Raw genomic sequence first — 25,742 nt, 5'->3', positions numbered from 1 at the left:
ATTAACATAGGAGACGTCATGTGCACGAACTACCGGATACCTGACCGGCAGTTGTTCAATGACAAGTACGGCGTCGCCGCACCGTCGGCTGAGTGGCGGGAGGAGGTCTACAAGGATTATTTCGCCCCGATCATTCGCCGTGACGGCGACGGGCGGCGCTCAGACGTAGCTTCGTTCGGGATGGTGCCGCGCGAGAAAATCCCGCCAGGCGTGAAGGTGTTCGACACGATGAACGCGCGTGCGGAAACGGTGGGCGAGAAGCGTAGTTTCAGCGGCGCATGGAAGAAGCAGCAGCTTTGTCTGATTCCGACGCAGGTGTTCTACGAACCGGATTACGAGACGGGGAAGGCTGTGCGCTGGGCCATCGGTATGGCCGATGGTGAGCCGTTCGCGATAGCGGGGCTCTGGCGGGAATGGGACGGCGAGGGCGGCCCGTGTTTCTCTTTCACGATGCTCACGCTGAACGCGGACCATCACCCGCTGATGAAGCGCTTCCATAAGCCGGGGAGCGAAAAGCGATCGGTGGTGATCATCAAGCCGGCCGATTATGACGACTGGCTCGGCTCTCGATCGATGGATGAGGCGCGGTCGTTCGTGGTGCTGCCTGATGCCTTGACGATGGTCGCGGGCGCTTCGCCCAAGTAACCCGCTGTGGCGGCGAAGGCAGAAAAGTCCACACACCGCAAAACAAAAAGGGGCTGCGATTTCTCGCAACCCCTTGAATTCGTTTGGTAGGCCGTGCGGGATTCGAACCTGCGACCAACGGATTAAAAGTCCGCTGCTCTACCAGCTGAGCTAACGACCCAACGAAGAAAAAGATTATAGCGTCGAGGTCGTTATAGTGTCAAGACTTCTGTGACGCGGATGTGTCCATTTCGGGGCTGTTTCTCGTAGTTGCGCGCGAATTACGCTCAAACACTGCGCTCAATGCGCCACATCTGATACTTGAACGCACAGAAGCCGCCCACCAGAATCGCCGCGATGGCGACGAACGAGCCGACCGCCAGTGTCGACACACCCGACAGTCCCTGTCCGACCGTGCAACCCAGCGCCGTAACGCCACCAAATCCCATCAACGCGCCACCGACCATATGGTTGGCCGTATCTTCCGTCCCGTGGAAACCTTCCCAGCGGAAGTTGCGCGATATGAGGGCGTACACGAACGAACCGGCGATCACGCCCAACACGCTCGAAATCCCCAGCGTGATGACGTTGCTCGTGTCGCTCCACATCATCAGCCAATACAGCGTGTAAGCCAGCGGCGAGACGAACGACAGCGCTTCCATCTTGCCGGAGTTTGTCGCGACGAAACTCTCTTCGAGCGTATTCGGATTCTCGGCGACGTAACCGATCTTGCCCGAGACGTACCAGAGCGCCACGATAATCGCGCCCACCACGAGCCCGCCGAGCAGATTGTCGAACGTCCAGAATTCGCGCCGGACAACGGCGGCGATCACGAATGCACCGCCGATCACCAGACCAAGCACGAGTTGTGCGCGGTGCACGTCGCCGCCGAACACGCCGCCAAGCAGCGTGGGCAGATCCTGTGACGTCGCAAACGTCGTCTGTACGCTATCGAGCGCGGCCACGCGAAAGACGGCGAACAAGCCCTTGAGCGTCATGTATGCCGACACGCCGATCATCATGAAGACGAGCAGCGATTTCAGATTGCCGCCGCCGATGCGCACGAGCGTCTTGCTGCCACATCCTGACGCTAGCACCATGCCGAAGCCGAAGAACCAGCCGCCCACGAGATACGAGAGCCAGGTGAAGCGTGGCGTCGTGTAAATGGCTTTGACCGGATCGACGATGCCCTGCGAGGCGAGCACGCCTGTGCCGATGGTCGCGACGCCGATGGCAAGCCACCACATACGCATGCGATTCCAGTCACCGATGTTCACGATGTCGGAGAGTGCGCCCATCGTGCAGAAGTGCGTGCGTTGGAGCACAGCGCCAAACACGAAGGCCAGGCCAAAGGTGAGCCACACGACAGTGTGGGAGAGGGCGTTCAGATCGACGTCGGTCATGAGGCGAGAAGACGATAGCGGCCGGGCTGGCCGTTCGATACGTTGACGCGAGCCACGGGGCGCGGCTGGCAGTGTTGTTATCAGACGCGATGCGCAACCTGTGCGCGATCACGTCGCGGGTACGGTCGCCATGACGTGCGGGACACTGATGGTCCACACGCATCCCCTGAGACGCCGCGCCTCGAACGTTTGGAAAGTCCGTATTCTACTTGAGGTCATGCTGCGTACGCCGGAAACGACAACGCCGCCCAGGGGGCGGCGTCGTTCGTTTGACGAGTGACCTCACAAGGAAGGTTGGTTCGCTCAACCTCTCAGGGGGCTTCTTACTTCAGCTTGGCCGAGCGCTTCTTGGCCTCCGCTGCCGATTCGGTGTCCGGGTACTTGGCCACCAGATCCTGCAACGTTTTCTTCGCTGCCGCAGTCTGCCCGGATTCCGCCTGGTTGCTGGCAATTGCCAACATGGCCTCGGCAGCCTTCGGGCTCGTCGGGTACTTCGTCACGATCCCTTGCAGCGTCGCAGTCGAACCCTTCAGATCCTTGTTGGCGTACTGCGCATTGCCAAGCCAGAACTGAGCTTCGGGTTGATACGGGCTGGCGGGATACTTCGCCGTGAAGGTCCGGAAATCCGTTTGCGCACCCTTGTAGTCACCGTTGCGGAATTTCGTCAGGGCGGCGTCGAAAACTTCCTTCTCGCCCGGTTGGACGGTGCCGGTCACGCCGCCGACGGTCATCTGCTGCGGTTCGAATTTCTTCAGACGACCATCGAGGTCGTTGTAGAAATCCTTTTGACTCTGTTGCAGGTTCGCAAGCTGGTTCTTCAGATCTTCATTCTGGCCGCGTTGATCGGCCAGATCACGTTGCAACTGCTGGATCTGGTTGTTCAAATCCAGCACGTTGCGCGTGAGCCCCTCGATCCGCTGCTTGTCCGAATCCAGACGGCTGCGGATATCGAGGATCGCTTTGCGCGCCTCGTCGTCGTCGAACAATCCGGCATGCGCGAGCGGGCTCAGCACCGAAGTGCCGAGCGTCACCGCGCAGATCATGTTTTTAAGCAAACGAGACGTCATGACGATTCAATCAATAAGCCAGGTCGACGCGACGGTCTTGGGCCCAGGTGGCTTCGTCGGTACCCGTAGCCTTTTCCTTGCCCAGCGACACGGCTTCCATCTGGCTGGCGTTGGCGCCCAGTGCCGTCATGGTCTTCAGGACGGCTTCAGCACGCTTCTGACCCAGGGCCAGGTTGTACTCGCTCGTACCGCGCGGGTCGGTGTTGCCTTGCAGCAGCACGTGACGTTGCGAGTACTTCGACAGGAAGGCCGAGTGAGCCTGGAGCAGCGGGGTGTATTGCGAATCGACGCTGTACGAATCGAAACCGAAGTACACGCTGCGCTTGGCGAGCGGGCCGTTCGGGTTGTTCAGTTCGTCAGCCGATGCGTCGACCGGGGCGACGGCGCGTGCGTCGGTCGTGGTCTGACCCTTGTTGGCGTTAGCCTGGTCGTCGAGCTTCACGCCCGACGAGCAAGCGGCCAGAGCGGCCAGCGAAGAGATGGCGAGGATATTACGAAGCAGGGAACTCATATGAGCCTCCGTTTGATGTTGCTGTTGATGTTATTGCATGAAAGGGCCCCAGGAGGGTTCGCGAACTTCCCCTCCTCGAACCTGAAGAATCTGCCGGGTTTGCCCGTCCACCGAGACTGCCGCGAGAACCTTCCGGCCCCCGGACTGCGTTGCATAAAGAATGTACTTGCCGTTCGCGGCAAAACTCGGTGACTCGTCGTGGCTGGTGTCGGTCAGAGCCGTAACATCGCCAGTGCTCATATCCTGCACGCTCAGCTTGAATCCGCCACCCTGACGCGCGATGAACGCGAGCAACTTGCCGTCGGGACTGATTCGCGGGCTGACGTTGTAACTCCCCTTGAAGGTCACGCGCTGCGCGCCGCCTTCACTCTCGCCGCCGGCCGGCATCTTGTAGATTTGCGGACCACCTCCACGATCGCTCGTGAAGTAAATCCATTTGCCGTCCGGGGAATACTGCGGTTCGGTGTCGATCGCGCCGCTGCGCGACAGACGTTTGAGGCCACCGCCGTTGGCGTTGACCTGATAGATCTGCGTGTTGCCGTCGCGCGAGAGAGCCACGGCCAGCTTGCTGCCGTCCGGCGACCACGAAGGCGCCGAGTTGTTGCCGCGCTCGTTGGCCAGCACCGCACGGCGGCCACTCGGCAGATCGTGGATGTACACGACCGGCTTGCGCTTCTCGAAGGAGACGTAAGCGACCTTGGTGCCGTCCGGCGACCAGGCCGGCGAGATGATCGGCTCGCGGCTGTTCAGGGCGACGCGTGCGTCCTGACCGTCAGAGTCGGAAATCTGAAGCTGGTAGTTCGGGCCGTTGTGCAGCACGTACGACAGACGCGTGGCGAACACGCCGCGATCGCCCAGCAACTTCTGGTAGATATAGTCGGCGATCTTGTGTGCGGTCAGACGCAGGTTGGCTTGCGACGACGTCAGCGCCAGACCACCGAGCGGCTGGCCGTTCACGGCATCGTAAAGACGGAAGCTGACCTGGAAGTTGCCGTTGCCTGCCGGCGTGATGGTGCCGGAGACGAAAGCGTTTGCGCCTTTGGCGCGCCACGTGCCGAGATCGACCGAATCGTCCACACCAACGGTGGCACCACCCGTATCGATTTGATTGAAGCGACCGCTATTGCTCAGGTCGGCCTTGACGACGGCGACGATATCCGTCGGCGCCGTGCCCTTGAAAGTCGACACGGCGATCGGGTATCGGTTGGAGCCGACGCCCGTAATGTCGACGGTCAGCGGTGTCTGCGCATGGGCGATCGTGCAAGCCGCGGTGAGCCAGGTGGCCACCAGCGCACGCCATGCATATTGACTGGAGATTCGCATGCGTTCGATTGGTCAGTTACGCGTTGCAAGGGCCATTTTTACCACATTCGAATGAAAATGGACTCGCATCGCTCGGTTTTCGTTCCCGTTTGACAACACACTCAGTTTTTTGGACTGAAGCGCAGGTTGACTGTCGGGGGGGCTTTGCCGTTCGTGTCGCGCGGCAACGGATCGGATTTGGTGATGGCGGCCTGTACTGCGGCGTCCCACGCGGGGTTGCCGCTCGACTTGGCCAGTTGCATCGACAGTACGCTGCCATCCGGTGCCAGACGTACCGTCACGACCGCCGTGGGATTGCCCTCGGTGTCGCCACCATAAGCGATATTCGGCTTGACCTTGGCGCGCACCCGGTCGGCGTAACCCGCCGATGCCGTGCCGCCGGCGCCCGAGCCGGTACCGCCAGCCTGCGAGCCCAGACCGTTGCCGGTCGCGCCCGGAGTGCCACCCGCCATGCCGCGCAACGAGGCCAGACGCTCGGAACGTGCCGCGTCTGCGGCCTTCTGCGCCGCCGCTTCCTTCGCGGCCTTGGCCTTGGCAGCCTTGTCTTCCGCAGCCTTCTTCTCGGCGTCGGCCTTCTTCTGAGCGTCCGCCAGTTGTTGCTGCTTGAGTTGTTCGGCCTTCTTGGCGTCTTCTTCCTTCTGACGTTTCTGTTCGTCAGCTTTCTTCTGATCGGCCAGCTTCTGCTGACGCGCCGCGTCTTCTGCCGCCTTCTTGCGCGCGAGTTCGGCCGCCGCCTGCTGCTCGGCAAGTTGCTTCTGCTTGAGCGCTTCCTGACGCGCTTTTTCCTGCTGCGCTTCGAGCAGACGTGCCTGTTCGGCGGCTTGCTGTTCCTGCTTGCGTTTCTTTTGCTGGAGGGCGATGTCGGCGTCTTCGGCCGGTGGCGTCGGCGTGGCCACGGCCGGCGGGGCCGGTGTGGGCGGCGGCGTCACGACGGGCGGCGTGGGTTCGGCCACCTCGGTCGGCGTCCACAATTCCGCTTCGGAACCGGCGGGCGAGCTGTTCTGCCAGCGCATGCCATAGAAGAGCAGGGCGAACAGCAGCGCATGCATGAACAGCGCAAGAAGGAATGCCCGTCCCGTGCCGCGCTCATCCTTGCGCGGACCGATGGGAAGGTCGGAGCGAGCTACAGTGCGACTCATTTCTGCTTGACGAGCAGGCCCACGCGCTTCACGCCTTGAGCCTTGAGATCGGACATCACGTTCATGACGATTTCATACCGCACCGACTTGTCGGCGGCGATGACGACCGGCTGATCCGGATTCGCCGCCTGACGGCCTTGCAGGAAACCGGTCAGATCGCCCGCGCTCATGCGTTGCTCGATGGTGTTTTCACCATCCTTGTAACGCACCAGCATGCGATTGTCCGCTTCGATATTGACGACCACCGGCGGCGTCTGCTGCTGCGGGCTCGCGTTCGCGACGCTCGGCAAATTGACGATCGACGGCGCGACCAGCGGGGCAGCCACCATGAAGATGACGAGCAGCACCAACATCACGTCGATGTACGGTACGACGTTGATGTCCGCCATGGCGCGACGGCCGCGGCGAGCGTTGCGCATAGAACCTGCCATGTCTCGGCGCTCCCGGAATGCTTAGTGAATCTGCCGTTGCAGGATGTTGGAGAATTCTTCGACGAAACTCTCGAAGCGGATCGACAGCCGGTCGATGTCGGTGGCGAAGCGGTTATAGGCAACCACGGCAGGGATAGCGGCGAACAGACCGATGGCAGTTGCCACCAGCGCTTCCGCGATACCCGGCGCCACGTTGGCGAGCGTTGCCTGTTGCACGTTCGAGAGGCCGCGGAAAGCGTTCATGATACCCCACACCGTGCCGAACAGACCAATGTACGGGCTGACCGAACCGACCGACGCGAGGAACGGCAGATTCGCTTCGAGCGAGTCCATTTCACGTTGATAGCAAGCTCGCATGGCGCGGCGCGCACCGTCCAGAATGGCGTGCGGATCGTTCAGACCTTTCTCGCTCGCCTTGATGTATTCGCGCATGCCCGATTCGAAGATGCGTTCCAGCGCACCGGTCTGGTGACGGTTGTTCAGTGCGCTTTGATACAGCGCCTGAAGATCGCCGCCGGACCAGAAGTCGCGCTCGAAGCGCTCGGTCTGAGCGCGCGCGCGACGGATCGCGAAGATCTTGCGAAAGATGTGCGTCCACGAGAGCAGCGAGAGCAGCAGCAGCAGGCCCATGACTGCCTGGGCGAGCACGCTGGCATGCATGACCAGCGAAATGATGGAAAGGTCTTGATCGGGCATGGTGTGGTTATTGACTGACCGGAATTATTGTCCTGGCTTCAGGCGGCTGCCGATCGGGCAGCTGCATGCGCTAAGGCTTGAGCCGTCCTGGCTGCCGATTGCATGGCGAGGCGCACGTGCGCGGGAATCTTGCCGGGGCGCAACGTGTCTGCGGCCACGCAGCCGATTTTGATGCTACCGCGCGCCAACAGTTCGCTGCTGCCGTCGGGGGCGTCGCGCCAGGCTTCCTGAAGGAAGTCGACGGAGGCGCCGCCAATACGTTCGATGCGGCTTTTGATGACGATGAGATCGTCGAGCCGGGCAGGGCTCAGGTAATCGAGTGCCGTGGCGCGCACAATAAAGATCATTCCGGTATTGCGGGCCAGTTCAAGCTGCTCGATGTCGAGCGAACGGAGCCACTCGGTTCGGGCCCGTTCGAAGAATTTCAGATAGTTGGCGTAGAAGACGACGCCTCCGGCGTCCGTGTCCTCGTAGTAAACGCGAATTGACCAACAGGTATCAAAATCAGCCATGCCGCGCATTGTATCGGAACGGAGCGGTAACGCCAGTCACGGAAACACAATTTTTCAAACAGGCCGGACCCCCGGATTGTTACGAGCGATTATTGAATGGCGTCCGGACGGTCCGGGTGAGCACCAAACTGGGGCGAAATCGTCGCGATGCCCCGTGCGACGGGGGATGGCGCTGGCGTGCGGACGGTGGCCGTCTCTATAATGACGGCTCGCAAGCCCCCTGTATTTCAGACAAGACCGTCGTGTGCGCACGCCTGCACTGCGTGCCCTCCGGTCTCTCATAGTGAACCAACCTGCGAGGCCTTTGAATTGACTTCCCCCACAACGCAATCTCCCGCCGCCTCCGCCGCTACCTCCCTTCGCGTCGCTTTCCTCGGCCTTGGCGTGATGGGATACCCGATGGCTGGCCATCTGCAACGTGCCGGCCACTCGGTGACGGTCTATAACCGTACGGCGGCCAAAGCGCAGCAATGGGCCAGGGAGTACGGCGGCAATGCAGCGGCCACGCCTGCTGAGGCCGTGCGCGACGCCGACATCGTCGCCGCCTGCGTGGGCAACGATGACGACCTGCGCAGCATCGTGCTCGGCGAGCACGGCGCATTCGCGGGCATGAAGGCGGATGCCGTCTTCGTCGACCACACCACGGCCTCGGCAGATGTGGCGCGCGAGCTGTACGCCGTCGCGCGCGAGAAGGGCTTGCATTTCGTCGACGCCCCTGTCTCCGGCGGCGAAGCCGGTGCAAAGAACGGCGTGCTGACGATCATGTGCGGCGGCGACGCTCCGGCGTTCGACCGGGTGTCCGCCACGCTCGGCGCCTACGGCCGTGCCGTCACGCGTATCGGCGAAGCGGGCGCGGGCCAACTGGCCAAGATGGTGAACCAGATCTGTATCGCCGGACTGGTGCAGGGGCTGTCGGAGGCCATCAACTTCGGCCAGCGCGCCGGGCTGGACATGCCGCTCGTGCTCGATGTCATTAACAAGGGCGCAGCTGCCAGCTGGCAGATGGACAATCGCGGCCAGACGATGATCGACGGCAAGTTCGATTACGGTTTTGCGGTGGACTGGATGCGCAAGGACCTCGGGCTGTGTCTGGCCGAAGCGCAGCGCAATGGCGTTTCGCTGCCGGTCACGGCGCTCATCGACCAGTTCTATGGCGACGTTCAGGCACTGGGCGGTTCGCGCTGGGACACGTCCAGCCTGATCCACCGTCTGCGCGTGTTGTCGGGCAAGGCGTAACTGTCGGAGGGCCGGGGCGTTCGGGTTCGGGCGTCCGGCGCAGCAGCGTTACCAGGCTATTGTCGGGACGATTTGTGACGCCGGTCGCAGTCTGTCCCGGAAGCGCCGTCCGTCGGTCTCTTGCCGTTGGTATGAAATATCAGGCATCTCTCCGGGTTTATCTCCAATCGTCTGAATAGAAGATTCGCACTAGAATGCGGAAAACGGGACGTCGCGGCACGACGGCACGGCGACGCGCAAGCTTGGGAGCGGGCTGGCGCGGTGGCGTGTCGATGTGGGACTGGAGGGAGCCGCCGCGAGCGATAACGATCTAGAACACAACTCGAACCCGAGACCCAACCGGCATGAGCAATCAGTCGAACGCCGCGGCCGTCCGCGCATTTCGCATTCTCGAAATCCTCAGCGCCTCAGGCGCCCCGATGACACTCGCGGAGATCGTCGCCGCGATCGGTCTGCCCAAGCAGACGGTGCATCGCATCCTCAAACAGCTCGAAGCCGCGTGGCTCGTGACCCGTGAAGCGGGCAGCCGACACTACGAGCCGTCGTCGCGTGTGCGCGCCATGGCCATCAATGCCCTGATGCACCTGGGGCCGGCGGCGGCGCGCCATGCCGTGCTTCAGCAACTGGTCGACAAGCTGGGTGAGACTTGCAATCTGTCGATGTTGTCGGGCGACGACCTCGTCTATCTCGATCGCGTGGAGACCGACTGGTCGCGTCAGCTCAAGCTCTCGCCCGGCTCGCGCGTGCCGCTGCACTGCACGGCCAGCGGCAAGCTGCTGCTCGCGTTCCTGCCCAGAGCGCGACGCGAGAAGCTGATCGCGCACTTGCCGCTGCGTCCCCGTGCGGAGAACACGATCACCGATCTGGAGGATTTGCGCCAGGAACTCGTCGAGACGCGCAAGCGCCGTGTGGGCACGAACAACGAAGAGCACGTGCCGGGCATGATCGCCGTTGCGGTGCCGGTGATGCTCGACCGCAACCGCGCGTGTGCGGCCATCGCCGTGCAGGCTAGCGCGCAACACTGCACGCTCGAAAAGCTCATGACATTCCTGCCCGAACTTCAGAATGCCGCCGAGACCATGGCGGCGACCTTCAACGAGTAATCGTCCGCGTGGAGGGGCAGGGCGTCGCTTACTGCCCTGCGCTGCTGGCGGCCTGCGGCACCGATGCCGGTGACGGCACGCCCGGCGCGAGCGCCTCGAACATCTGCTCAAGCTGCTTGGCCCCCTGCGCCGACTCGGCGCGCATGCGCGGGCCAATAAAGACCGGATCGAGGATCAGAAACAGCAGATTCGGGGTGCGATACATGAAGTCGCGCTTGAAGCGCGTGCCCGTGCCGTCAGGCGTCAGCGTGTAGCGCACGGCACCCGACGGCCGCCGGTTGACCTCGCCTTCGATGCGCCACTCGAACGGCGGCTTCGCCTCCACGACCTTCCAGTGAAGGATGCCGTGACGTCCCGCGAGCCGGAATTCTTCTGCCACTTCTTCCCCGACCATCAGCGGATGGTCGGTCATGCCTTGCACGGCGAGCGATGCAGGATGCCATTTCGGCCAGTTCGCCGGCGTCGTCACATAGTTGTAGACGGCTTGCGGCGGGGCACGCAGCGTGACCACGGTGACGACGTGCGTCTGGCGCTCGAACGGCAGGGGCAACAAAGACAGCAGGGCGACGATGGCCACCGCCCCGAGCAGGAACAGGAAGACTCGCTTCATCGGCACGCGCTCACGCACCAGGTGGCGAATCGAGTTCGACATCGACCATCAGGTCGTCGGCCAGGCTTTCCAGAACCTCGCGCAGGGCGTCGGTACTCACGCTCGCAGGCACGTGCAGGCGCGCCGTCGCACGAAACAGTGTGCCGCCGGACATCGAGCCCTCGACACACTCGGTGGCGAGTTCGTCGATGGAGATGCCGCGCGTGAACAGTACGTGCGAGATTTCCTTGACGATGCCAGGATGGTCCTGTCCGACCAGATCGAGCTGAAGTGCCCGCGCACCCGGATCGGTGGCGGCGCTTTGCGCGTGGGTGACGGAGATTTGCAGGCCGCGCGTCTCTAGTGCATGCAACGCTTTGGTGAGCGCTTCCGTGTGCTCGTCGGGAACCTGAAGATGGATGATGCCGGCGAACTGGCCGGCAAGATTGGCGAGACGGCTTTCCAGCCAGTTGGCACCGGCGGCGGTGGCGCGATCGGCGATCGCATTGACCAGACCCGGGCGATCCGGACCGATCACGTTAAGAATCAGGGACGTCGTCATCACAGGCTCCATCGACACAGAGGGGCAAGAGGCGGCGCATGCCGCGCGTTCGTGATTCGGGATGAACCGGTCACGCAAGGTGAGCCGACCGATACGTTGCGCACAGCAGGCTCAAGTGTAGTGCAATCGCGGGGTGCGCCGCTACGGCGGGCAATGCCGGATGTGAGGGGGCGTTGAGAGGAGGGGCTGGCGGTGGCTTGTAGGCAGGGGAGAACGGCAAATCAAGGGCGATCCGACGCCGTCGCGAGTAAGGCTATGACGGTCGCGTCGTCCGTCTGCATGAAATCGCTGTACGCCACACTGACCGCATAGAACGGCTGCGGCGTTTCCAGACAGACGACGGCGTCAGCCAGCGGGCTCAGGCGCGCGATGGCGTCGCGTGCGCCGACCGGCGCACACGCCACGAGCGGCGTCGCACCCAGTCGTCGCATTGCTCGCAATGCGGCCGTCATCGTGGCGCCCGTTGCAATGCCGTCGTCGACGATGACGACGGGGCGTCCCGTCACGTGCGGTGCGCCGCGTCCCGGCGTATAGGCCTGACGCCGCTGCTGAATCAACGCACGCTGACGGGCGCTCTCATGCGAGAGATACGTGCCGGTTGCGCCGAGCGAGAGCGCATGGTCGGCGAGAAAGATGCCGCCGAATTCGTCGACTGCGCCGACCGCGAGTTCGGCCTGATGGGGCGCTCGCAGCTTGTGCGCGAGCAATACGTCGAGCGTGCCGTTCAACTGGCGCGCGATCGGGAGGGCGACCGGCACACCGCCACGCGGGATGGCGAGCACGAGGGGCGGTGCGAAGCGGGACAGCAACGCGTGCGTGGCGAGCACTTCGGCCAGCGCATTGCCTGCGGCGGCACGATCGAGAAACGAGGCTACGGCAGACATGGCGTGGGTGCGGGGGGCGAGCCCGGCAGGCGACGGGAATCATCCCATCGTAACGCCGGGGCCTGATGCTCGTATGCATCGGACGCGTTCCCGAGCACGTGGACTTTCACCCGCAGTGACCGACCGCGTCTGCGCGACGTTTTAACGCGCCAGCAATTCCGGCACTGTGCCGACGAGCAGCGTCACGCCGGAGCAGGCCAGCAGCGCCAGCACCATGCGCCGGAACATGTGATCGGAGAGGAACTTGTAAGCCCACGCGCCCGCGAGCGTCGGCAGGATCATCGACGGCACGGCAATCGCGAACACGTGCAGTGTCTGCGCGGTGATCACGCCATGCGCGACGTACAGCGTGATGGTGAGCGTGTGCATGACGATGAAGAAGATTTGCATGACGGCGCGCTGCATGTCTTTGTCCCATCCGCGCAGCGTGCACCAGAGCGTGGGCACCACGCCGACGAGCCCCCCGATGCCACCCATCACACCGCCGATGAAACCGACGACGCCGTCGGCCGCGCGACCACCGTGCGCAATGCGTGGCAAGTGCGCCGCGAGCAACAGGATCGAACAATAGACGACGAGGATGGCGCCGATACCCGCCCGAAACCACACCGGATCGAGGTAGCGCAGGATCCACACGCCAACCGGCACGCCCACCAGCCCACACAACACGAACGGCGCAAGACGCGCCAGCGGCACGGCCCGACGCACCGTACGCAATGCGAGGATCTGGCCGACGAGCGAACAGAAGGCGGCGAGCGGACCGGCCAGCGTGGGCGGCAGCGACCAGGCCCAGAACGACAGCGCTACCAGACTGAACGCAAAGCCGGACAAGCCTTGGACGAAGCCGCCGATACAGGCGCCGGCGATGAGCGGAAGGAGGGGAAGCAGTGGATCGGCGGTCATGTTTTTAGTTTTCCGCCGACATTATGCGGCGATCCCGTACGCAGATGCACGGGATCGTGGCATTCGGGAGGCGCTGCGCTATGCGCTGTTCGGACTGTCGTACGCGTCGTTCAGGCGCGATGGCCGGCCTGCCAGTGCTGCCAGGCCATGACGAAGAGCGAGCCGACGGCGATGCCGAGTGCGGCCCCGGCGAGCGCGTCGCTAGTCCAGTGATACGCGGCGGCGAGTTGCCCGAAGGCCGTCAGTGCAATGGCGATGGCGCACGGTACGCGAAGCACGCGATGGCGCAGGGCGAGCACGGTCGTGAACGCAAGAATCACGGTGAGGTGACCGGAGGGAAACGATGCGAAGGCCGCGCTGTTGCCGCCGAAGAACCGGAATTCGAAAACGCCGTCGCGCAAATACGACGGATTCTCATGGATCCACGTAGCGGGCCAGGTGCGTCCAAAGACGAATTTCAGCGCTTGCTTGGCCAGGCTGCCAACCCCGACGGCGCCCGCCGCGAGCCACAATGTGACCGCCCACGACGGCAGCTTGCGCCGCAAGAACAACACCGCGCCGACGATCAGAAACGTCGGCCACGCCAACACGAACAGCGGCGAGGGCAACTCTGCGATGTGCTGAATCCAGCGAGTGCCTTGCGTGTGCGCATGGGCGAAGTCGACAACAGGGCGGTCGATCCAGGGAATCGCGACGAGTGCGAGCAGCAGGCATGCCATTGCGCTGAACCACGCGGTGCGCAGGCAGGGAATCGAAGTGGCAGGGGCGGCGTTCGGAGCGAGTTCGGTCATGACGCGATTTCGGAGAAGAGGAGGCAACCGCCGAAAGTCGGGAGCAAGTAGCACCAAGCAACGTTCGGCGAGATCGCGCCATGGTAGTCGCCATTGGTGTCCCGGGGGCGGGCTCGTCCCAAAAGCGGGGTATTCACGCGGCGTTGAGCGGCGTTCGGTATGCGAACCCGCCGACGTACGTCATCGACGGTTGTCGGCCGGGGGGAGGCCGCGATGGCGGTTTGATGACGATCAGTGCGCTGGCGTTGCAACCGTGACATGCTCCGATCTCTTGAGAATCAAAGATTTTTTTGCGGCGAACCGGGGCAACGTCCTACAATCGTCCCCTACGTAATGGTCGGATGTTGTCGGCGGCGAATGGCTTGCCCGCACGACGATGCCGCAAGAATGACAGACCGTCCTGGCGTGTCTCGGCCATCGTCTGAGCGCGGTCTGAGGTATGGCAGTCAATTCGCTCGTCAAAACAAAATCAAAATTGCATGCGGGGGCAGTAGTGAATCGGGGATTCGAGAGCATCATCGATCGGCTGGCGCGCGAGTTCTGGCGCGCAGCACACACGCGCGAACAGCAGCACGCACAATCGCAGACACGCTCGCTGGCGGAAGTCCGCGCGCTGGATCAGGCGCAACGCGCCTGGGAAGAAGCACCGGCTGCCGACCCGGTCGCGAGCGAGCGCTTGCGGCTGGCATGGCGACAGGCGGAAGCCGCCGCGCAGGGCGCACGCGCGAAGTTCGAAGTGGCGCGACTGGCGCGTCTGCTTGCCGACGGACTCACCCGAGACCTGCGCATTCCTCCGGCCGATCTGCGCGCGCGCAATACACCCCCCGTGCTCGATACGCGACATTTGCCGAAGATTCTGGCGAAGCCCGAGTGGGAGACGTTCGCACCGGAGAAACCGGGGCGACTGGCGCTGGCGATGCCGGGCGCATCCGGACGCTATGAGCAGGCCGTTGCCAAGGCGCGCAGCGAGTTCGTCCACGCGGAACGCGAATACGAAGCCTCGAAGATTCGCCGGACCCAGGGGTCGATGATCCTTCAGATTGCGCAGCAAAAAGCGACCGAAGCCGCACGCGCCGAGAGCGCCCGTCACAACGCGGCCGTGGCCGATTTCGAAGGCGCGCTGCTGCGCGGCGAGGCTGCTGCCGTGACGGGGTACGCGCGCATCGTGCTCAGTCGCAGTCCGTACCCGGAAGCGTTCCAGCAAACGCTCGCCGCACATTACGTCGAGCATCTCAAGCTGCTGGCCATCGGGTACGACGTGCCGACGCTCGACGCTGCCGTGCCAACGGCGCTCGACTATCACTACAACGTGGCGGAAGACGCCGTGCAAGGCGTGCCCGCCGGTGACGCCATCCGCGCACAGGCCTATGCCGGTGCGCTGCAACAGATCGTGTTGCGTTCGCTGCATGAGCTGTTCGCTGCCGATCCGTTACGACACGTGGGGGCTGTTGTCCTCAACCTGTATGCGAATGACGGCGACGCGCGCATCTGTCTCGCGAGCGTGCATGCAGCCCGCGCCGATTTCGCGGCGCTCGTGCTGACCGAAGGCGACGCCGCCACTCATCTGGCGGCGCTCGGCGCGCGCGTGTCGGCACGCCCCGACGCGCTGCAAGCGGTAACGCCGGTGGCAGGTGTCGATATGACGCAAGTCATCACCGATGCCGATGTGGCCGTCGACCGCCGCTTCAATCTGATGACGCTCAGCGACAAGGACTTCACGCAGGTGATGTTCCATCTGTTGCGCTCGCATGGTTTCGAAGGCCCGCCGCTGGTGCCCGGCGAACAGGAAGGCATGCTGACGTGCCGGGCATGGGACCCGCATCCGATCTTCGGCGGCGACGTCGTCGTCCACATCTTCCGCGAGATGGATCGCAGCGCGCGGCTGGAGCTGGCGGCGGCGCGCGCGATGCTCTCCGAGATGCAACAGATCGGCGCTGCGCGCGGCATGCTGATCACCACCGGCGAGTTCGACGACGGCGTCGAGGAGTTCGCGCGGGACCGTCGCATCGAGCTGCTCTCCGGACATCATCTCGTCTTCCTGCTCAAGGAAAATGCCGGTGTCGACGCCAGTGTCGTCGTGCCGGAAACCGTGGATACGACTGCGGCGCTGTTCTGAGGCGAGCGGGACGTGTGAAAGACCGTGGGAGATGGCCTGTTATAGTGGCTCGACCTGACCCCACGTCATTCACATCCCGGAGGATCGTATGTCCCGACGCATGGAATGCAAGGCAAGTCCCGTAACGACAGCGGGCCTGAAACGATGGGCCGGTGTCGGCGCAGCGAGCGTCGCACTGGTGATAGCCGCAGGTATGCCGATCGCGGCGCATGCGCAACTCGATTTGCTGAAGAATGCCGTTGGCGGCAGCAATTCGGGCGGTGGCGATAGCGGCGGTCTGGCGGGCAGCCTCGGTGGCCTGGCGTCGGGCGGGGGCGGGTCGCTTACGTCGAGCAGCATCGGCAATGCGACCGGTGTCCTCCAGTTCTGCATCAAGAACAACTATCTGGGCGGCGCAAATCTGAATTCGGCGACGGACGTGAAGGACAAGCTGCTCGGCAAGATCGGCACGCAGTCCGGCTCGCCTGCCGCCAGCCCCGGCTATCTCGACGGCGCGAAGGGACTGCTGTCGTCGCCCGACGGCAAGACCGTCGATCTGAACGGCGGAGGCCTCAAGGAGCAACTCACCCGCAAGGTGTGCGACAAGGTGCTCGATCAGGCCAAGTCGTTCCTTTGACCGTTCCACGTGTCGTTGGAATGGATGCCTGACGGGCGGCGAATGCCATCCGTCAGGTCGCTTTTCGGCACCCAGGCATGGCATCAAAAAAATCATCGATATTGGGTCTTGGCCCAGAGCCACGCGCGGACGTACGCTTAGCGTCATTCCAACCCCACCGCCATGTCCGGAGTCATCGATGTATCAGCCCGCCGCTTTTACCGAAGATCGCCCCGAAGTCCTGCACGATCTCATTCGTACGCATCCGCTCGGGTTGCTCGTGAGCGCCGGCGTGCAGGGGCTGATCGCCGATTCGATTCCGTTTCTGATGTACGCCGACGAAGGTGAGTTCGGGACGCTGCGCGGGCATCTGGCACGCGCCAATCCGCATGGACCGGCGTTGCGCGATGTAGACGATTGCCTGATCGCGTTCACGGGGCCGCAGGGGTACATCACGCCGTCGTGGTACGCCGCCAAGGCTGAGCACGGCAAGGTCGTGCCGACTTGGAACTACGCTGCCGTGCACGTGTGGGGCAAGCCGCGCGTGATCGACGACGCGGCCTGGCTGCGGCGTCTGGTCGGCGACCTGACGAACTCGCAGGAGCTGCGCCTTCCCGCGCCGTGGGCGGTCGAGGATGCCCCGGAGGACTTCATCGATGGCATGCTGCGCGCCATTGTGGGTGTGGAGATTCCGATTCGTCGCATCGAGGGCAAATTCAAAATGTCGCAGAACCGCGCGATGCCCGACCGCGTCGGCGTGGTGAACGGTTTGCGTGCATTGGGACCGGACAGCGAATCGTTGGCGGCGCTCGTCGCACAGCGTGGCGACGTGCCTCGCGCCTGATCCGGGGCGCTCGCGCCGCCAGGTTCGGTAACGAAACGAAACAATTCAGTGCGTCGGGGATGGGCTTTGTGAGGACATCCCCGCATACAATGCGGCAACCCAACCCGGATGCCGCAATGAAGACGCTGCTTCTCATGCTCGCGTTGATGCTCTGCCTGCTCTTCCTTGAGCAGGCTTGGATGCCGAGCGCGCAGGCGGACGAGTGTGACAATCTCGGCCCCGCCCAGACATTGCAGTGCGTCGCTTACGGCGCGGGGAACGTCGTCCCCGAATAGCCGTTCATCCGCTACAATCGCACCCCCTTACGTCTTCCCCAAAGCAGTGCGATGAAGCAGTCTCGATGGACGGTCACCGCAGTGCGCGCAAGCCGCTTGCGCGCGATGGCCGGGCAGTTGGCAAGTTCTCTTTCCCTTTCTTCCGTACTCGTCGTCGGGGCTGTCGCTGTGGTCGCGGCATTCCCGAACGCGGCCAATGCTGCGGCATCCGCCTGCGGCGATCACTACTGGTCGGGCACGGCCCCCGACATCACCAACAGCGCTATGACGCGTGCCGCACGTGAGGTGTGCTTCAGTGCGTTTGGCGTGATGCATTCCGGCGTGACGCGCACGCCGCTCTGGTCCGCCGAACATCTCACGCGCGCCGGACTGAGCGACGCCCGTCAGATCTCGCGCGTGAACAACTTCCACGCCGAGTCGCAACTGCCGGCGAGCGAACGCGCCGAGTTGCGCGATTACGTGCGCTCGGGCTACGACCGCGGGCACATGGCGCCTTCCGCCGATATGCCGGATCCGCAGGCACAGTCCGAAAGCTTTTCGCTGTCGAACATGGTGCCGCAGAACAGCGAGAACAATCGCTTCCTGTGGGCGGGCATCGAGTCGAGCGTGCGTAAGCTCGCGCAGGACCGGGGCGAGTTGTTCGTGATCACCGGGCCGCTTTTCAAGGGCAAGACGATCACGCAGGTGGGCGACCGGGTGATGGTGCCCACGCAGCTCTTCAAGGTCGTCTACGACCCGAAGCGCAAGCAGGCGGGCGCGTATCTGGTGGCGAACGAGGCGACGGGCGATTATTCGGTCGTGAGCGTGGCCGAACTCGAAAAGCTCGCCGGCATCGATTTCTTCCCGGGCATGCCCGCGAGCGTCAAAAGCACGGCGATGTCGCTGCCCAAACCTAAGGCGGCGGGCGGAGGCAGCAAGCGAAAACGCGAGCAGGACGTGCCGACGTACCGCGAAGTGCAGACGGTGCTCGACTTCTTGCGTACGATCATCCGTTAAGCTCACCGGCAGCATTGGGGATATCCCCCCGGACGCTGCCGTGCGCCGACCCCAACCGGCTTTACGACTGATTTCCCCCGATTCAGGAGTCTTTATGACGTCATCGTCTTCCGCCAATGACCGCTTCTCGCCGTTCGCCAACGATGCCGATGCCCTCTCGCTCGGCGAGTTGAACGTCGAAAACCATACGGACCACGTGGTGATCTTCGGCAATCTGGAGTTGCGCCGCGACGCCGAAGGGTTGCGTCACGCGCGTGTGCTCAAAGCGGTGCTGGATGCCGTGGTGAACGAGCTTGCCGACGCCGACTTGCCCGCGCATGCCGAAACGGCGGCCGGGACGAGCGCGAAACAAGTCAAAAACCCGTTTGAATCTTGAGCGGAATGGGGGAAGTCGCGCCCTGGGCAGATCGCTTCCCCCGGATTTACCCCAGATTTGTCGTTTATTTAAAAAATCGATGTTGCGCCGCACGAAACACAGTGCGCGATGCCTTTTCCCAAGCTGGCTGCGAGTCGTTGCAGCCCTGATTGCCCGAGTGCGGCCTTCGAAAGGCGTGCATGTGTCGCAGTCACCAAATCGGTGGATTCCACGGTTCATGCGGGTTGCGCGACAACTTGTCGCACCTGCGACATTCTGTCGCATTGACACGTCCGGCCAAAAATATCGAATCACGTCATTGTGACGGTATTCGGTGTCGCACTTCCCCGTCTCGAAAACTATATGAATCAACCGTTTGGCTTGCGGCGACGCAGCACGGATGAGGGGTTTACCGTTCGCAGACAAAGCGCATACTAGCCCTGCGTCTCGTCGATTCCGATAGCGAGAATCGATGACCGGCAAGGCTACGAGCACTAAACAACGCGAGGTAACTTATGCACATCCGTTGGAAAAAAGTGTATTCGAGTGGGTGGGGAACGATTCATCACGATGCACCCCGTTCCCATCGCAGCGCTAGTGAGCGCGAGCAACTCTTTCAACGCCTGTTGGCAATCGCGATCGCCTGTAGTGTCGGCGGATTCGTGCTGTTGTCAGTAGGGGCGGCCTTCCTGGGACGCTAAAGTCACATTCCCCTTCCTTTTCGTGCGCGGCACCGCCTCCGGCGGATCGCCGCGCTACGTTGCCTTAAGCCATCCAGGCTGGCGGGCCTCAGGTTCTCTGCGTCATTGTTGCGGACGCTTTACGGCTCACCGCTGCGTTTTGACGCGCACGTTCAATCGCCCGATTCGAACGGCCGCTTGTCCCCTCATAGAAACGTTTTGTTACAAGCGCGCAGTGTCTGCGTAAAAGCCGTTCCGGCACAATTCTCTGAAGTGTTCGCAATTCCCCGTCAATTTCTTGTTAAGTCGATTTCGCGCGCCACGATAAAGCGCACCTAAGATCGCTTTGGACGTTGATAACCATCGTCGATGACGTGGTCTCTCGTGGCTTTGGCGTCGTATTCTGCGAGTTCACGCTATTGCAATTCCTAAAGAATAGTGCGATCTTGAAGCGACGGCGCAGTGTCGGAATTTTAGGAAGATTCCAAGGTATTTCATGCTATGGAATGTGCCCGGATTTATCCGAATTGTCTTGCGCCTCAAAACTTTCGATAAAGAAGAAAAGAACAAGCAGTGCGGGCCGGTTTGATCGATTTGTGAGGTGCGCCATGGAAATTCGCTGGGAAAAGCTGTATTCGGGCGGATTGGGTCGTTTCTACGACACGTCGGAATCCAGCCGTCGCCGTGCGCGGCGTGCGCAGCTGGCATGGTTCGGCGTGGTCATCTCCATTGGTGTCGCCATTGGCGCCATCGCCATTGCATGGCGATGGATCTGATGTCGACCCACGGAAAGCGGCACTCGGGGATCTCAGGCTTGCTGGTGCTTCTCGCCTTCGCGGCGAGTGGCACGTTGCACGCGCAAACACCCTCAGCGCCTACGGAGCCGCTCGACAACAGCGGTCAGCCGTGCGGCGCGATTCGCGCGCTGCCTGCCAACGTCACTGACTATCGCTACGAAGTCACGAATCGCTGCGAGCGTCAGGTGACTTATTTCTGGCGTTGCAGCGCAACCGACACCGAGCATTCGGTCGACGTGGCGGGCAGAGGCGTGCAAACGGTCACGTGCGTGAAGGCGAGCGGTGCAGCGGGCGAGATCGTGTTCCGGTTCGGGCCGCCGGGCTCGGGCAATTGAATGGCGTGAACTTCGGCTCCCGAAGCGCTTTGGAATGGCTATCATGACGCCATACGGCCAGCGCGCGCCCGACTGATTTCCGATCGTCTCGAATCCACGGCGCAGGATCTGGCTGCACTGACGGGCCGCCCGGTTGACGCGGTGTGGCGCGGCACGTCACTGACACACGACATCCCCAAGGACTCCCCGATGAACGACATCGTCACCCCGACTCAGCCGTCGCTCGACACGGCCGCATTGCGTGAATTCGTCGAGCGCAAGTGGAACGACGAAATCCTGCATGCGCTTACCGACTACATTGCAGTACCGGCCAAAAGCCCCGGCTTCGATGCCGACTGGGCGCGCAACGGTTACATTGACCGCGTGGTGCGCGACGCCGCTCAGTGGGCGGAGCGTCAGCCGGTCAAGGGCCTCAAGCTCGAAGTGATTCGTTTGGAAGGCCGCACGCCGGTGATCTTCTTCGAAGTGCCCGCCACGCGCTCGGGCAGCACCGAGACCATCGTGCTTTACGGCCACCTCGACAAGCAGCCCGAGTTCGACGGCTGGCGCAAGGACCTCGGGCCGTGGACGCCCAAGTTCGAAGACGGCAAGCTCTACGGCCGTGGCGGTGCGGACGACGGCTACGCCATCTATTCCAGCGTGACGGCACTCGCCGCGCTCGACGCGCAGGGCGTGGAGCGTCCGCGTTGCGTCGGTCTCATCGAGACCTGCGAAGAATCGGGCAGCTACGATTTGCTGCCGTACGTCGACGCGCTGCGCGATCGCCTCGGCCGCGTGAGTCTCGTCGTCTGTCTGGATTCCGGCGCAGGCAACTACGACCAGCTGTGGCTCACGACGTCACTGCGCGGCCTGATCTCCGGCAGTCTCGAAGTGCAGGTACTCGACGAGGGCATCCACTCGGGCGGTTACGGCGGGATTGCACCGTCGAGCTTCCGCATCATGCGTCAGTTGTTCGAACGGCTCGAAGATGCGGGCAGCGGCAATGTGTTGCCGAAGGGCTTCCATAGCCCGATTCCGCTGCAACGTCTGAAAGAAGCCGAAGCCACCGCGCACATTCTCGGCGACGACGTCTGGAAGAAGATGCCGTGGGCTTGCGGTCAGGACGGCCTGTCCGTGCTGCCGACCACGACTGATCCGAAGGAGGCGCTGCTCAATTCGACGTGGCGTCCGTCGCTGTCGGTGACGGGGGCGGCGGGTCTGCCCGCGCTGGCCGACGCCGGTAACGTGCTGCGTCCGCGCACGGCCTTCAAGTTGTCGCTGCGCCTGCCGCCGCTCATCGATGCCGCGCAGGCTGTGCAAGAGCTCAAGGCGCTGCTCGAAGTCGACCCGCCGTACAACGCGAAGGTGACGTTCAAGTCCGACGCGGGCGCGGCCTCCGGCTGGAACGCGCCCGATGTCGCACCGTGGCTCACATCGGCGCTGAACACGGCGTCGCAACGCCACTACGGTGCGGATGTCGCCTACATCGGACAGGGCGGCACGATTCCGCTGATGAACACGTTGCAAGCCGGTTTCCCGACGGCGCAGTTCATGGTGTGCGGCGTGCTCGGACCGAAGTCCAACGCGCACGGACCTAACGAGTTCCTGCACGTGCCTTACGCGAAGAAGCTGACGGCGGCCGTGGCCGAGGTGATTGCACTGGCGCCGTAAGTCGTCTGCACAACTCGCGCGCAAAGCAAAACGGGTCGCATCGAGCGGCCCGTTTTGCATGGATTTGACGCGTCGTCAGATCCGATGCGTTGCCGCTTCCATCACCTGCACGCCGCGCATGAAGTCGTCGAGTTCCATGCTTTCGGCCGGATTGTGCGAGCCGTTGGCATTGCGCACGAACACCATGCCGCTCGGAATACCTGCGTTGGCGAAGATGGCGGCGTCGTGTCCTGCGCCGCTCGGCACACGCTCCTGAGGCAGGTCGAACGCCCGGCACGCGTCTTCGAGCAGCGAGGACACGTGTTTGTCCATGACGGCCGGTGCCGACGCCAGCCGTCGGTCGAAGATAAACTTCACGCCCCGGTCGCGTTCGATGGCGCGGCATTCGGTGCGCATCAGCTCATAGAAGACGTCGAGCGTATCGAGACTCTGGCTGCGCACTTCCAGACTGAAATCGACCTTGCCCGGGATGCGCGAGATCGCGTGCTCGGCGGGATCGGTACCGACGATGCCGGTCGTCACCACCATGTCGATACCGCGCTCCAGCAATGCACGCCAGTGTTCGTCGAGACGCGTGATGAGGTCGGCCACGGCAAACATCGCGTCGTGGCGCAGCCAGCGCGGCACCGCGCCCGAGTGTCCGGCCTCGCCGACACACGTCACGCGGTTGTGGCGCACATTGCCGCGAATGCCAGGCACGATGGCCACCGGCATGTTGCGCGCAATCATCACCGGACCTTGTTCGATATGAAGCTCAAGCCATGCCTTCGCGCGTGACGCGTCGAAGAGCATCTCGCCTTCGCGAATGGCATCGACGTCAGCACCGGCCTGCGCCATGCACTCGCCCAGCGAGCGACCGTGGCTGCGATGCGGCATGGCGAGATCGGCGTCGGTCAGCTTGCCGAACAGCGCGCTCGATCCCATATACGCGCGGCCGAACCACGCGCTTTCTTCGCCACGCAGTGCGAGTACGCGCACCGGCGTCGCAGTGTGTCGCTGGCTGCGCGTTTGTTCGACGAGGCACAGCAGCCCGGCGACGATACCGGCAAGACCGTCGTAGTTGCCACCTTGCGGGACGGAGTCGAGGTGTGAGCCTATCCATGTGGCCGGGGTGTTGCCGTCGTCCTCCGGCAACGCGAAGACGAGATTGGCGGCGCGGTCGCGTGTGACGGTAAGGCCTTGGTGGCCAGCCCATTCCGTCAGGTACGCTGCGGCGGCGTTCTCGCCGTCGCCATAGCTGTCGCGGGTGATGCCGACGCCGTCGTTGCCGAGATGGCGCAGGTCGGTGAAAAGTTGCTCGGCCAGCGGGGCCAGCGCGTTCAGTTCCATGGGTGTGCTTCTTTTCGCGTGATGCAATGCGAGGGGGCTAGGGTCTGTGAGCAGACCCTAGGAGTTACGGAATAAATCAGCCGGACTGTTGTGCGAAGCGCAGCCAGCGGTCGGACAGTTGTGCGTCGAGCGCGACAGCACCGGTGAGCGTTGCAATGCGCTCGACGTCATTCGCACAGCAATGGGCGGATAGTCCGTCGACGATGCGACCCATGACCGCCGGATCGCGGAACGAGGCTGTGCCGACCTGCACCGCCGTCGCCCCGGCGAGCATGAATTCCACGGCGTCGTCCGCCGTCTCGATGCCGCCACAGCCGATGATCGGGATGCGCACCGCGCGGTGGCACTGATGCACGAGTCGCACGGCGAGTGGTTTGATCGCCGGGCCGGAGAGACCGCCCATCACGTTGCCGAGCTTCGGCTTGCGCGTGCGCACGTCGATGGCCATGCCGAGGACCGTGTTGCCCATGACGATGGCGTCGGCTCCGGCATCTTCCGCAGCGCGCGCGATCAATGCGATCTGACCGGCGTTCGGCGTGAGTTTCACCCACAGCGGGTGCGACGTGCGGCGTCGGATCGCGCTCACGGCTTTGTACGTGCTCTCGGCCTGCATCGCGAAGGCCATGCCGTCCGCTTCGAGATTCGGGCACGAAATGTTGGCTTCGATGGCCGCGACTTCCGGCAGCGACAGCGTCGCGCACGCTTCGCCGAACGACTCGGCGGTGTCTGCCGACACCGAGACCACGACCGGCGTGTCGAAGCGGGTGTAGGCGGGCAACACGTCGCGACGGTACGCGTCGAGCCCCTTGCTCGGAATACCGATGGAGTTGAGCATGCCGCTGGCGGTCTCAGCCACGCGCGGCGTCGGGTTGCCTGCCCGCGCGTTGGGCGACACGCTCTTGACGACGAGCGCGCCAAGACGATTCAGATCGAGCGCCTCGGCATACTCGATAGCGAAGCAGCCCGACGCGGGCATCACGGGATTGCGCAGTGTGAGCGACCCGATGCGAACGGAAAGATCAGCCAAAATCCACCTCCCCGACGACGTCGCGAATGGCAAACACGGGGCCTTCACGGCACACGCGCAGGAATTGCTTGTCGCCGTCGCAATCGAACAGGCGCACACACGACAGGCAGACGCCCATGCCGCAGGCCATGCGTTGCTCCATCGCGACTTCGCCGGTGATCTCCGGGTGCGCTGCCAGCACACGCTGAAGCAGCATCAGCAGACGATGCGAGCCGCAGGTGTACACCGCGTCGTGGGGGGCTGCGGCGAGCAGGGCGCGGATGCGGGGCTCAAGCGCCGCGACTGCCGACGAGCCGTCGCTGTCGAACACGCAATGCACGTCAGCCAGCGCACGGGCTTCGGGCGAACGCAGAAACTCGTCGCGCATCAGATCGGCTTCGCTGCGCGCCGACATGACGACCGTCAGTCGCAGACCGGCCGCAGCGGCGCGTTGCACCAGCGGGGCCATCGTCGCCAGACCGACGCCACGCGCGACGACCATCACGCGCTGCCATTGCGTGTCCAGTGTGAACGTATTGCCGAGCGGGCCGACGATGTCGAGCGATGCGCCCTCGGTCAGCGTGGCGAGTGCGCGGGTACCGACGCCCGTCACGTTGTAGAGAAACTCGATGGTGTCCGGCTCGGGGCCGGTGCCGTAGACGCTCATCGGGCGCAGCAGGAACGGCGCTTCGTTTTCCGTCACCGGACACTTCAGTTGATAGAACTGCCCGGGGCGCGTGGAGAGCGCGACGGGCGCATCGGCCTGCAATCGCAGATAGCGATAACGCGCGTTGACGGCGTGATGCGTGAGCACCCGGCAGTGATGTGTGGCGACGATATGCCCGGCGTGCGAACTGCAGGCGGCGGTGTCCGGCTGCGCTTCACGTGAATCGCACGTCGGCGAAGGCACGAGCGCCAGTGGGCGCGTGACGTTGTTGGGCGTCAGAGAGACGACGGACATGGATGGGGGCTCCGGATAGTGGGGGCGAG

At 63.4% G+C, this 25,742-nt stretch carries 29 protein-coding genes and 1 tRNA gene; 13 read left to right on the top strand and 17 right to left on the bottom strand.

Features of this window, described 5'->3' with window-relative positions; translation table 11 throughout:
• Positions 1-18: 18 nt before the first annotated feature.
• Positions 19-645: an SOS response-associated peptidase gene (locus PAN31117_RS15370; RefSeq protein WP_150738938.1), complete on the top strand. Its 627-nt coding sequence runs from the start codon at positions 19-21 to the stop codon at positions 643-645.
• A gap of 84 nt (positions 646-729) precedes the next feature.
• Here the strand turns inward: PAN31117_RS15370 and PAN31117_RS15365 are convergent.
• The 9 genes from PAN31117_RS15365 to ybgC all read right to left on the bottom strand — a co-directional run bounded on the left by PAN31117_RS15365 (position 730) and on the right by ybgC (position 7,715).
• Positions 730-805: transfer RNA gene (locus tag PAN31117_RS15365), tRNA-Lys, on the bottom strand.
• 106 nt (positions 806-911) lie between these two features.
• On the bottom strand, positions 912-2,027 hold the full coding sequence (locus PAN31117_RS15360) for a YeeE/YedE family protein (protein ID WP_150738937.1): 1,116 nt from the start codon (positions 2,025-2,027) through the stop codon (positions 912-914).
• Between the two features lie 323 nt (positions 2,028-2,350).
• On the bottom strand, positions 2,351-3,094 hold the full coding sequence (gene ybgF, locus PAN31117_RS15355; RefSeq protein WP_246184598.1) for a tol-pal system protein YbgF: 744 nt from the start codon (positions 3,092-3,094) through the stop codon (positions 2,351-2,353).
• Between the two features lie 10 nt (positions 3,095-3,104).
• The gene (locus PAN31117_RS15350; RefSeq protein ID WP_039399513.1) at positions 3,105-3,605 is read right to left on the bottom strand and encodes an OmpA family protein; all 501 of its coding nucleotides are present in this window, start codon (positions 3,603-3,605) and stop codon (positions 3,105-3,107) included.
• 30 nt (positions 3,606-3,635) lie between these two features.
• Positions 3,636-4,928: a Tol-Pal system beta propeller repeat protein TolB gene (gene tolB / locus PAN31117_RS15345; RefSeq protein ID WP_039399511.1), complete on the bottom strand. Its 1,293-nt coding sequence runs from the start codon at positions 4,926-4,928 to the stop codon at positions 3,636-3,638.
• Positions 4,929-5,029: 101 nt separating this feature from the next.
• The gene (tolA, locus tag PAN31117_RS15340) at positions 5,030-6,067 is read right to left on the bottom strand and encodes a cell envelope integrity protein TolA (protein WP_150738936.1); all 1,038 of its coding nucleotides are present in this window, start codon (positions 6,065-6,067) and stop codon (positions 5,030-5,032) included.
• Positions 6,064-6,498, bottom strand: a complete 435-nt coding sequence (tolR, locus tag PAN31117_RS15335) for a protein TolR (protein WP_046291400.1) — start codon at positions 6,496-6,498, stop codon at positions 6,064-6,066. Before tolR ends, tolA begins: the two co-directional genes overlap by 4 nt.
• 21 nt (positions 6,499-6,519) lie before the next feature.
• The gene (tolQ, locus tag PAN31117_RS15330; protein WP_039399508.1) at positions 6,520-7,194 is read right to left on the bottom strand and encodes a protein TolQ; all 675 of its coding nucleotides are present in this window, start codon (positions 7,192-7,194) and stop codon (positions 6,520-6,522) included.
• Between the two features lie 38 nt (positions 7,195-7,232).
• Positions 7,233-7,715 (bottom strand): tol-pal system-associated acyl-CoA thioesterase, encoded by a 483-nt coding sequence (gene ybgC, locus PAN31117_RS15325; RefSeq protein WP_150738935.1) that lies wholly within the window; start codon positions 7,713-7,715, stop codon positions 7,233-7,235.
• A 300-nt stretch (positions 7,716-8,015) separates the two neighbouring features.
• On the opposite strand from ybgC, the gene PAN31117_RS15320 reads away from it, so the two are divergent.
• A complete protein-coding gene (locus tag PAN31117_RS15320) occupies positions 8,016-8,942 on the top strand; it encodes an NAD(P)-dependent oxidoreductase (RefSeq protein WP_281349183.1) in 927 nt (308 codons plus the stop codon).
• A 344-nt stretch (positions 8,943-9,286) separates the two neighbouring features.
• The gene (locus tag PAN31117_RS15315; RefSeq protein ID WP_150738934.1) at positions 9,287-10,045 is read left to right on the top strand and encodes an IclR family transcriptional regulator; all 759 of its coding nucleotides are present in this window, start codon (positions 9,287-9,289) and stop codon (positions 10,043-10,045) included.
• 28 nt (positions 10,046-10,073) lie between these two features.
• Here the strand turns inward: PAN31117_RS15315 and PAN31117_RS15310 are convergent, their stop codons facing one another.
• The 5 genes from PAN31117_RS15310 to PAN31117_RS15290 form a co-directional block, all read right to left on the bottom strand.
• Positions 10,074-10,697: an SRPBCC family protein gene (locus tag PAN31117_RS15310; RefSeq protein WP_150738933.1), complete on the bottom strand. Its 624-nt coding sequence runs from the start codon at positions 10,695-10,697 to the stop codon at positions 10,074-10,076.
• The gene (locus PAN31117_RS15305) at positions 10,666-11,196 is read right to left on the bottom strand and encodes a glycine cleavage system transcriptional repressor (RefSeq protein WP_150738932.1); all 531 of its coding nucleotides are present in this window, start codon (positions 11,194-11,196) and stop codon (positions 10,666-10,668) included. The genes PAN31117_RS15310 and PAN31117_RS15305 overlap by 32 nt, the downstream gene beginning before the upstream one ends.
• 221 nt (positions 11,197-11,417) lie before the next feature.
• The gene (locus tag PAN31117_RS15300) at positions 11,418-12,080 is read right to left on the bottom strand and encodes a phosphoribosyltransferase (protein WP_150738931.1); all 663 of its coding nucleotides are present in this window, start codon (positions 12,078-12,080) and stop codon (positions 11,418-11,420) included.
• A 141-nt stretch (positions 12,081-12,221) separates the two neighbouring features.
• Complete coding sequence (locus PAN31117_RS15295) at positions 12,222-12,983, bottom strand: sulfite exporter TauE/SafE family protein (RefSeq protein ID WP_150738930.1); 762 nt, start codon at positions 12,981-12,983, stop codon at positions 12,222-12,224.
• Between the two features lie 110 nt (positions 12,984-13,093).
• Positions 13,094-13,774 carry a phosphatase PAP2 family protein gene (locus PAN31117_RS15290; RefSeq protein WP_150738929.1) on the bottom strand — a complete coding sequence of 227 codons (681 nt, stop codon included), beginning with the start codon at positions 13,772-13,774 and terminating at the stop codon, positions 13,094-13,096.
• Between the two features lie 80 nt (positions 13,775-13,854).
• On the opposite strand from PAN31117_RS15290, the gene PAN31117_RS27160 reads away from it, so the two are divergent.
• The 10 genes from PAN31117_RS27160 (at position 13,855) to PAN31117_RS15255 (ending at position 22,417) form a co-directional block, all read left to right on the top strand.
• The gene (locus PAN31117_RS27160; RefSeq protein WP_174990974.1) at positions 13,855-14,031 is read left to right on the top strand and encodes a hypothetical protein; all 177 of its coding nucleotides are present in this window, start codon (positions 13,855-13,857) and stop codon (positions 14,029-14,031) included.
• A 236-nt stretch (positions 14,032-14,267) separates the two neighbouring features.
• Positions 14,268-15,890, top strand: a complete 1,623-nt coding sequence (locus PAN31117_RS15285; protein WP_174990973.1) for a restriction endonuclease — start codon at positions 14,268-14,270, stop codon at positions 15,888-15,890.
• Between the two features lie 88 nt (positions 15,891-15,978).
• Entirely contained in the window at positions 15,979-16,506 is a 528-nt protein-coding gene (locus PAN31117_RS15280) for a DUF2501 domain-containing protein (protein ID WP_246189105.1), read from the top strand.
• A gap of 178 nt (positions 16,507-16,684) precedes the next feature.
• Positions 16,685-17,329 (top strand): FMN-binding negative transcriptional regulator, encoded by a 645-nt coding sequence (locus tag PAN31117_RS15275; RefSeq protein WP_150738927.1) that lies wholly within the window; start codon positions 16,685-16,687, stop codon positions 17,327-17,329.
• A gap of 116 nt (positions 17,330-17,445) precedes the next feature.
• A complete protein-coding gene (locus PAN31117_RS27155) occupies positions 17,446-17,604 on the top strand; it encodes a hypothetical protein (protein ID WP_174990972.1) in 159 nt (52 codons plus the stop codon).
• Positions 17,605-17,655: 51 nt separating this feature from the next.
• Positions 17,656-18,600 (top strand): DNA/RNA non-specific endonuclease, encoded by a 945-nt coding sequence (locus tag PAN31117_RS15270; protein WP_246189104.1) that lies wholly within the window; start codon positions 17,656-17,658, stop codon positions 18,598-18,600.
• 94 nt (positions 18,601-18,694) lie between these two features.
• Complete coding sequence (locus tag PAN31117_RS15265) at positions 18,695-18,976, top strand: hypothetical protein (RefSeq protein ID WP_174990971.1); 282 nt, start codon at positions 18,695-18,697, stop codon at positions 18,974-18,976.
• A gap of 1,267 nt (positions 18,977-20,243) precedes the next feature.
• Positions 20,244-20,411, top strand: coding sequence for a hypothetical protein (locus tag PAN31117_RS27150; RefSeq protein ID WP_157112269.1), 168 nt, complete (start codon positions 20,244-20,246; stop codon positions 20,409-20,411).
• Positions 20,411-20,767 (top strand): hypothetical protein, encoded by a 357-nt coding sequence (locus PAN31117_RS15260; protein ID WP_150738926.1) that lies wholly within the window; start codon positions 20,411-20,413, stop codon positions 20,765-20,767. The genes PAN31117_RS27150 and PAN31117_RS15260 overlap by 1 nt, the downstream gene beginning before the upstream one ends.
• Before the next feature lie 189 nt (positions 20,768-20,956).
• A complete protein-coding gene (locus tag PAN31117_RS15255) occupies positions 20,957-22,417 on the top strand; it encodes a M20 family metallopeptidase (RefSeq protein WP_150738925.1) in 1,461 nt (486 codons plus the stop codon).
• 75 nt (positions 22,418-22,492) lie between these two features.
• On the opposite strand, the gene PAN31117_RS15250 is transcribed toward PAN31117_RS15255, so the two are convergent.
• From PAN31117_RS15250 to PAN31117_RS15240, 3 genes are all read right to left on the bottom strand, one after another.
• On the bottom strand, positions 22,493-23,746 hold the full coding sequence (locus PAN31117_RS15250; RefSeq protein ID WP_150738924.1) for a hydantoinase/carbamoylase family amidase: 1,254 nt from the start codon (positions 23,744-23,746) through the stop codon (positions 22,493-22,495).
• Positions 23,747-23,822: 76 nt separating this feature from the next.
• Positions 23,823-24,773: a dihydroorotate dehydrogenase gene (locus PAN31117_RS15245; protein WP_150738923.1), complete on the bottom strand. Its 951-nt coding sequence runs from the start codon at positions 24,771-24,773 to the stop codon at positions 23,823-23,825.
• A complete protein-coding gene (locus PAN31117_RS15240; RefSeq protein ID WP_150738922.1) occupies positions 24,766-25,713 on the bottom strand; it encodes a dihydroorotate dehydrogenase electron transfer subunit in 948 nt (315 codons plus the stop codon). The genes PAN31117_RS15245 and PAN31117_RS15240 overlap by 8 nt, the downstream gene beginning before the upstream one ends.
• Positions 25,714-25,742: the final 29 nt, after the last annotated feature.

The organism is Pandoraea anapnoica (assembly GCF_902459765.1).
Classification (GTDB): Bacteria; Pseudomonadota; Gammaproteobacteria; order Burkholderiales; family Burkholderiaceae; genus Pandoraea; species Pandoraea anapnoica.
This window is presented reverse-complemented; position numbering and strand designations above follow the sequence as displayed.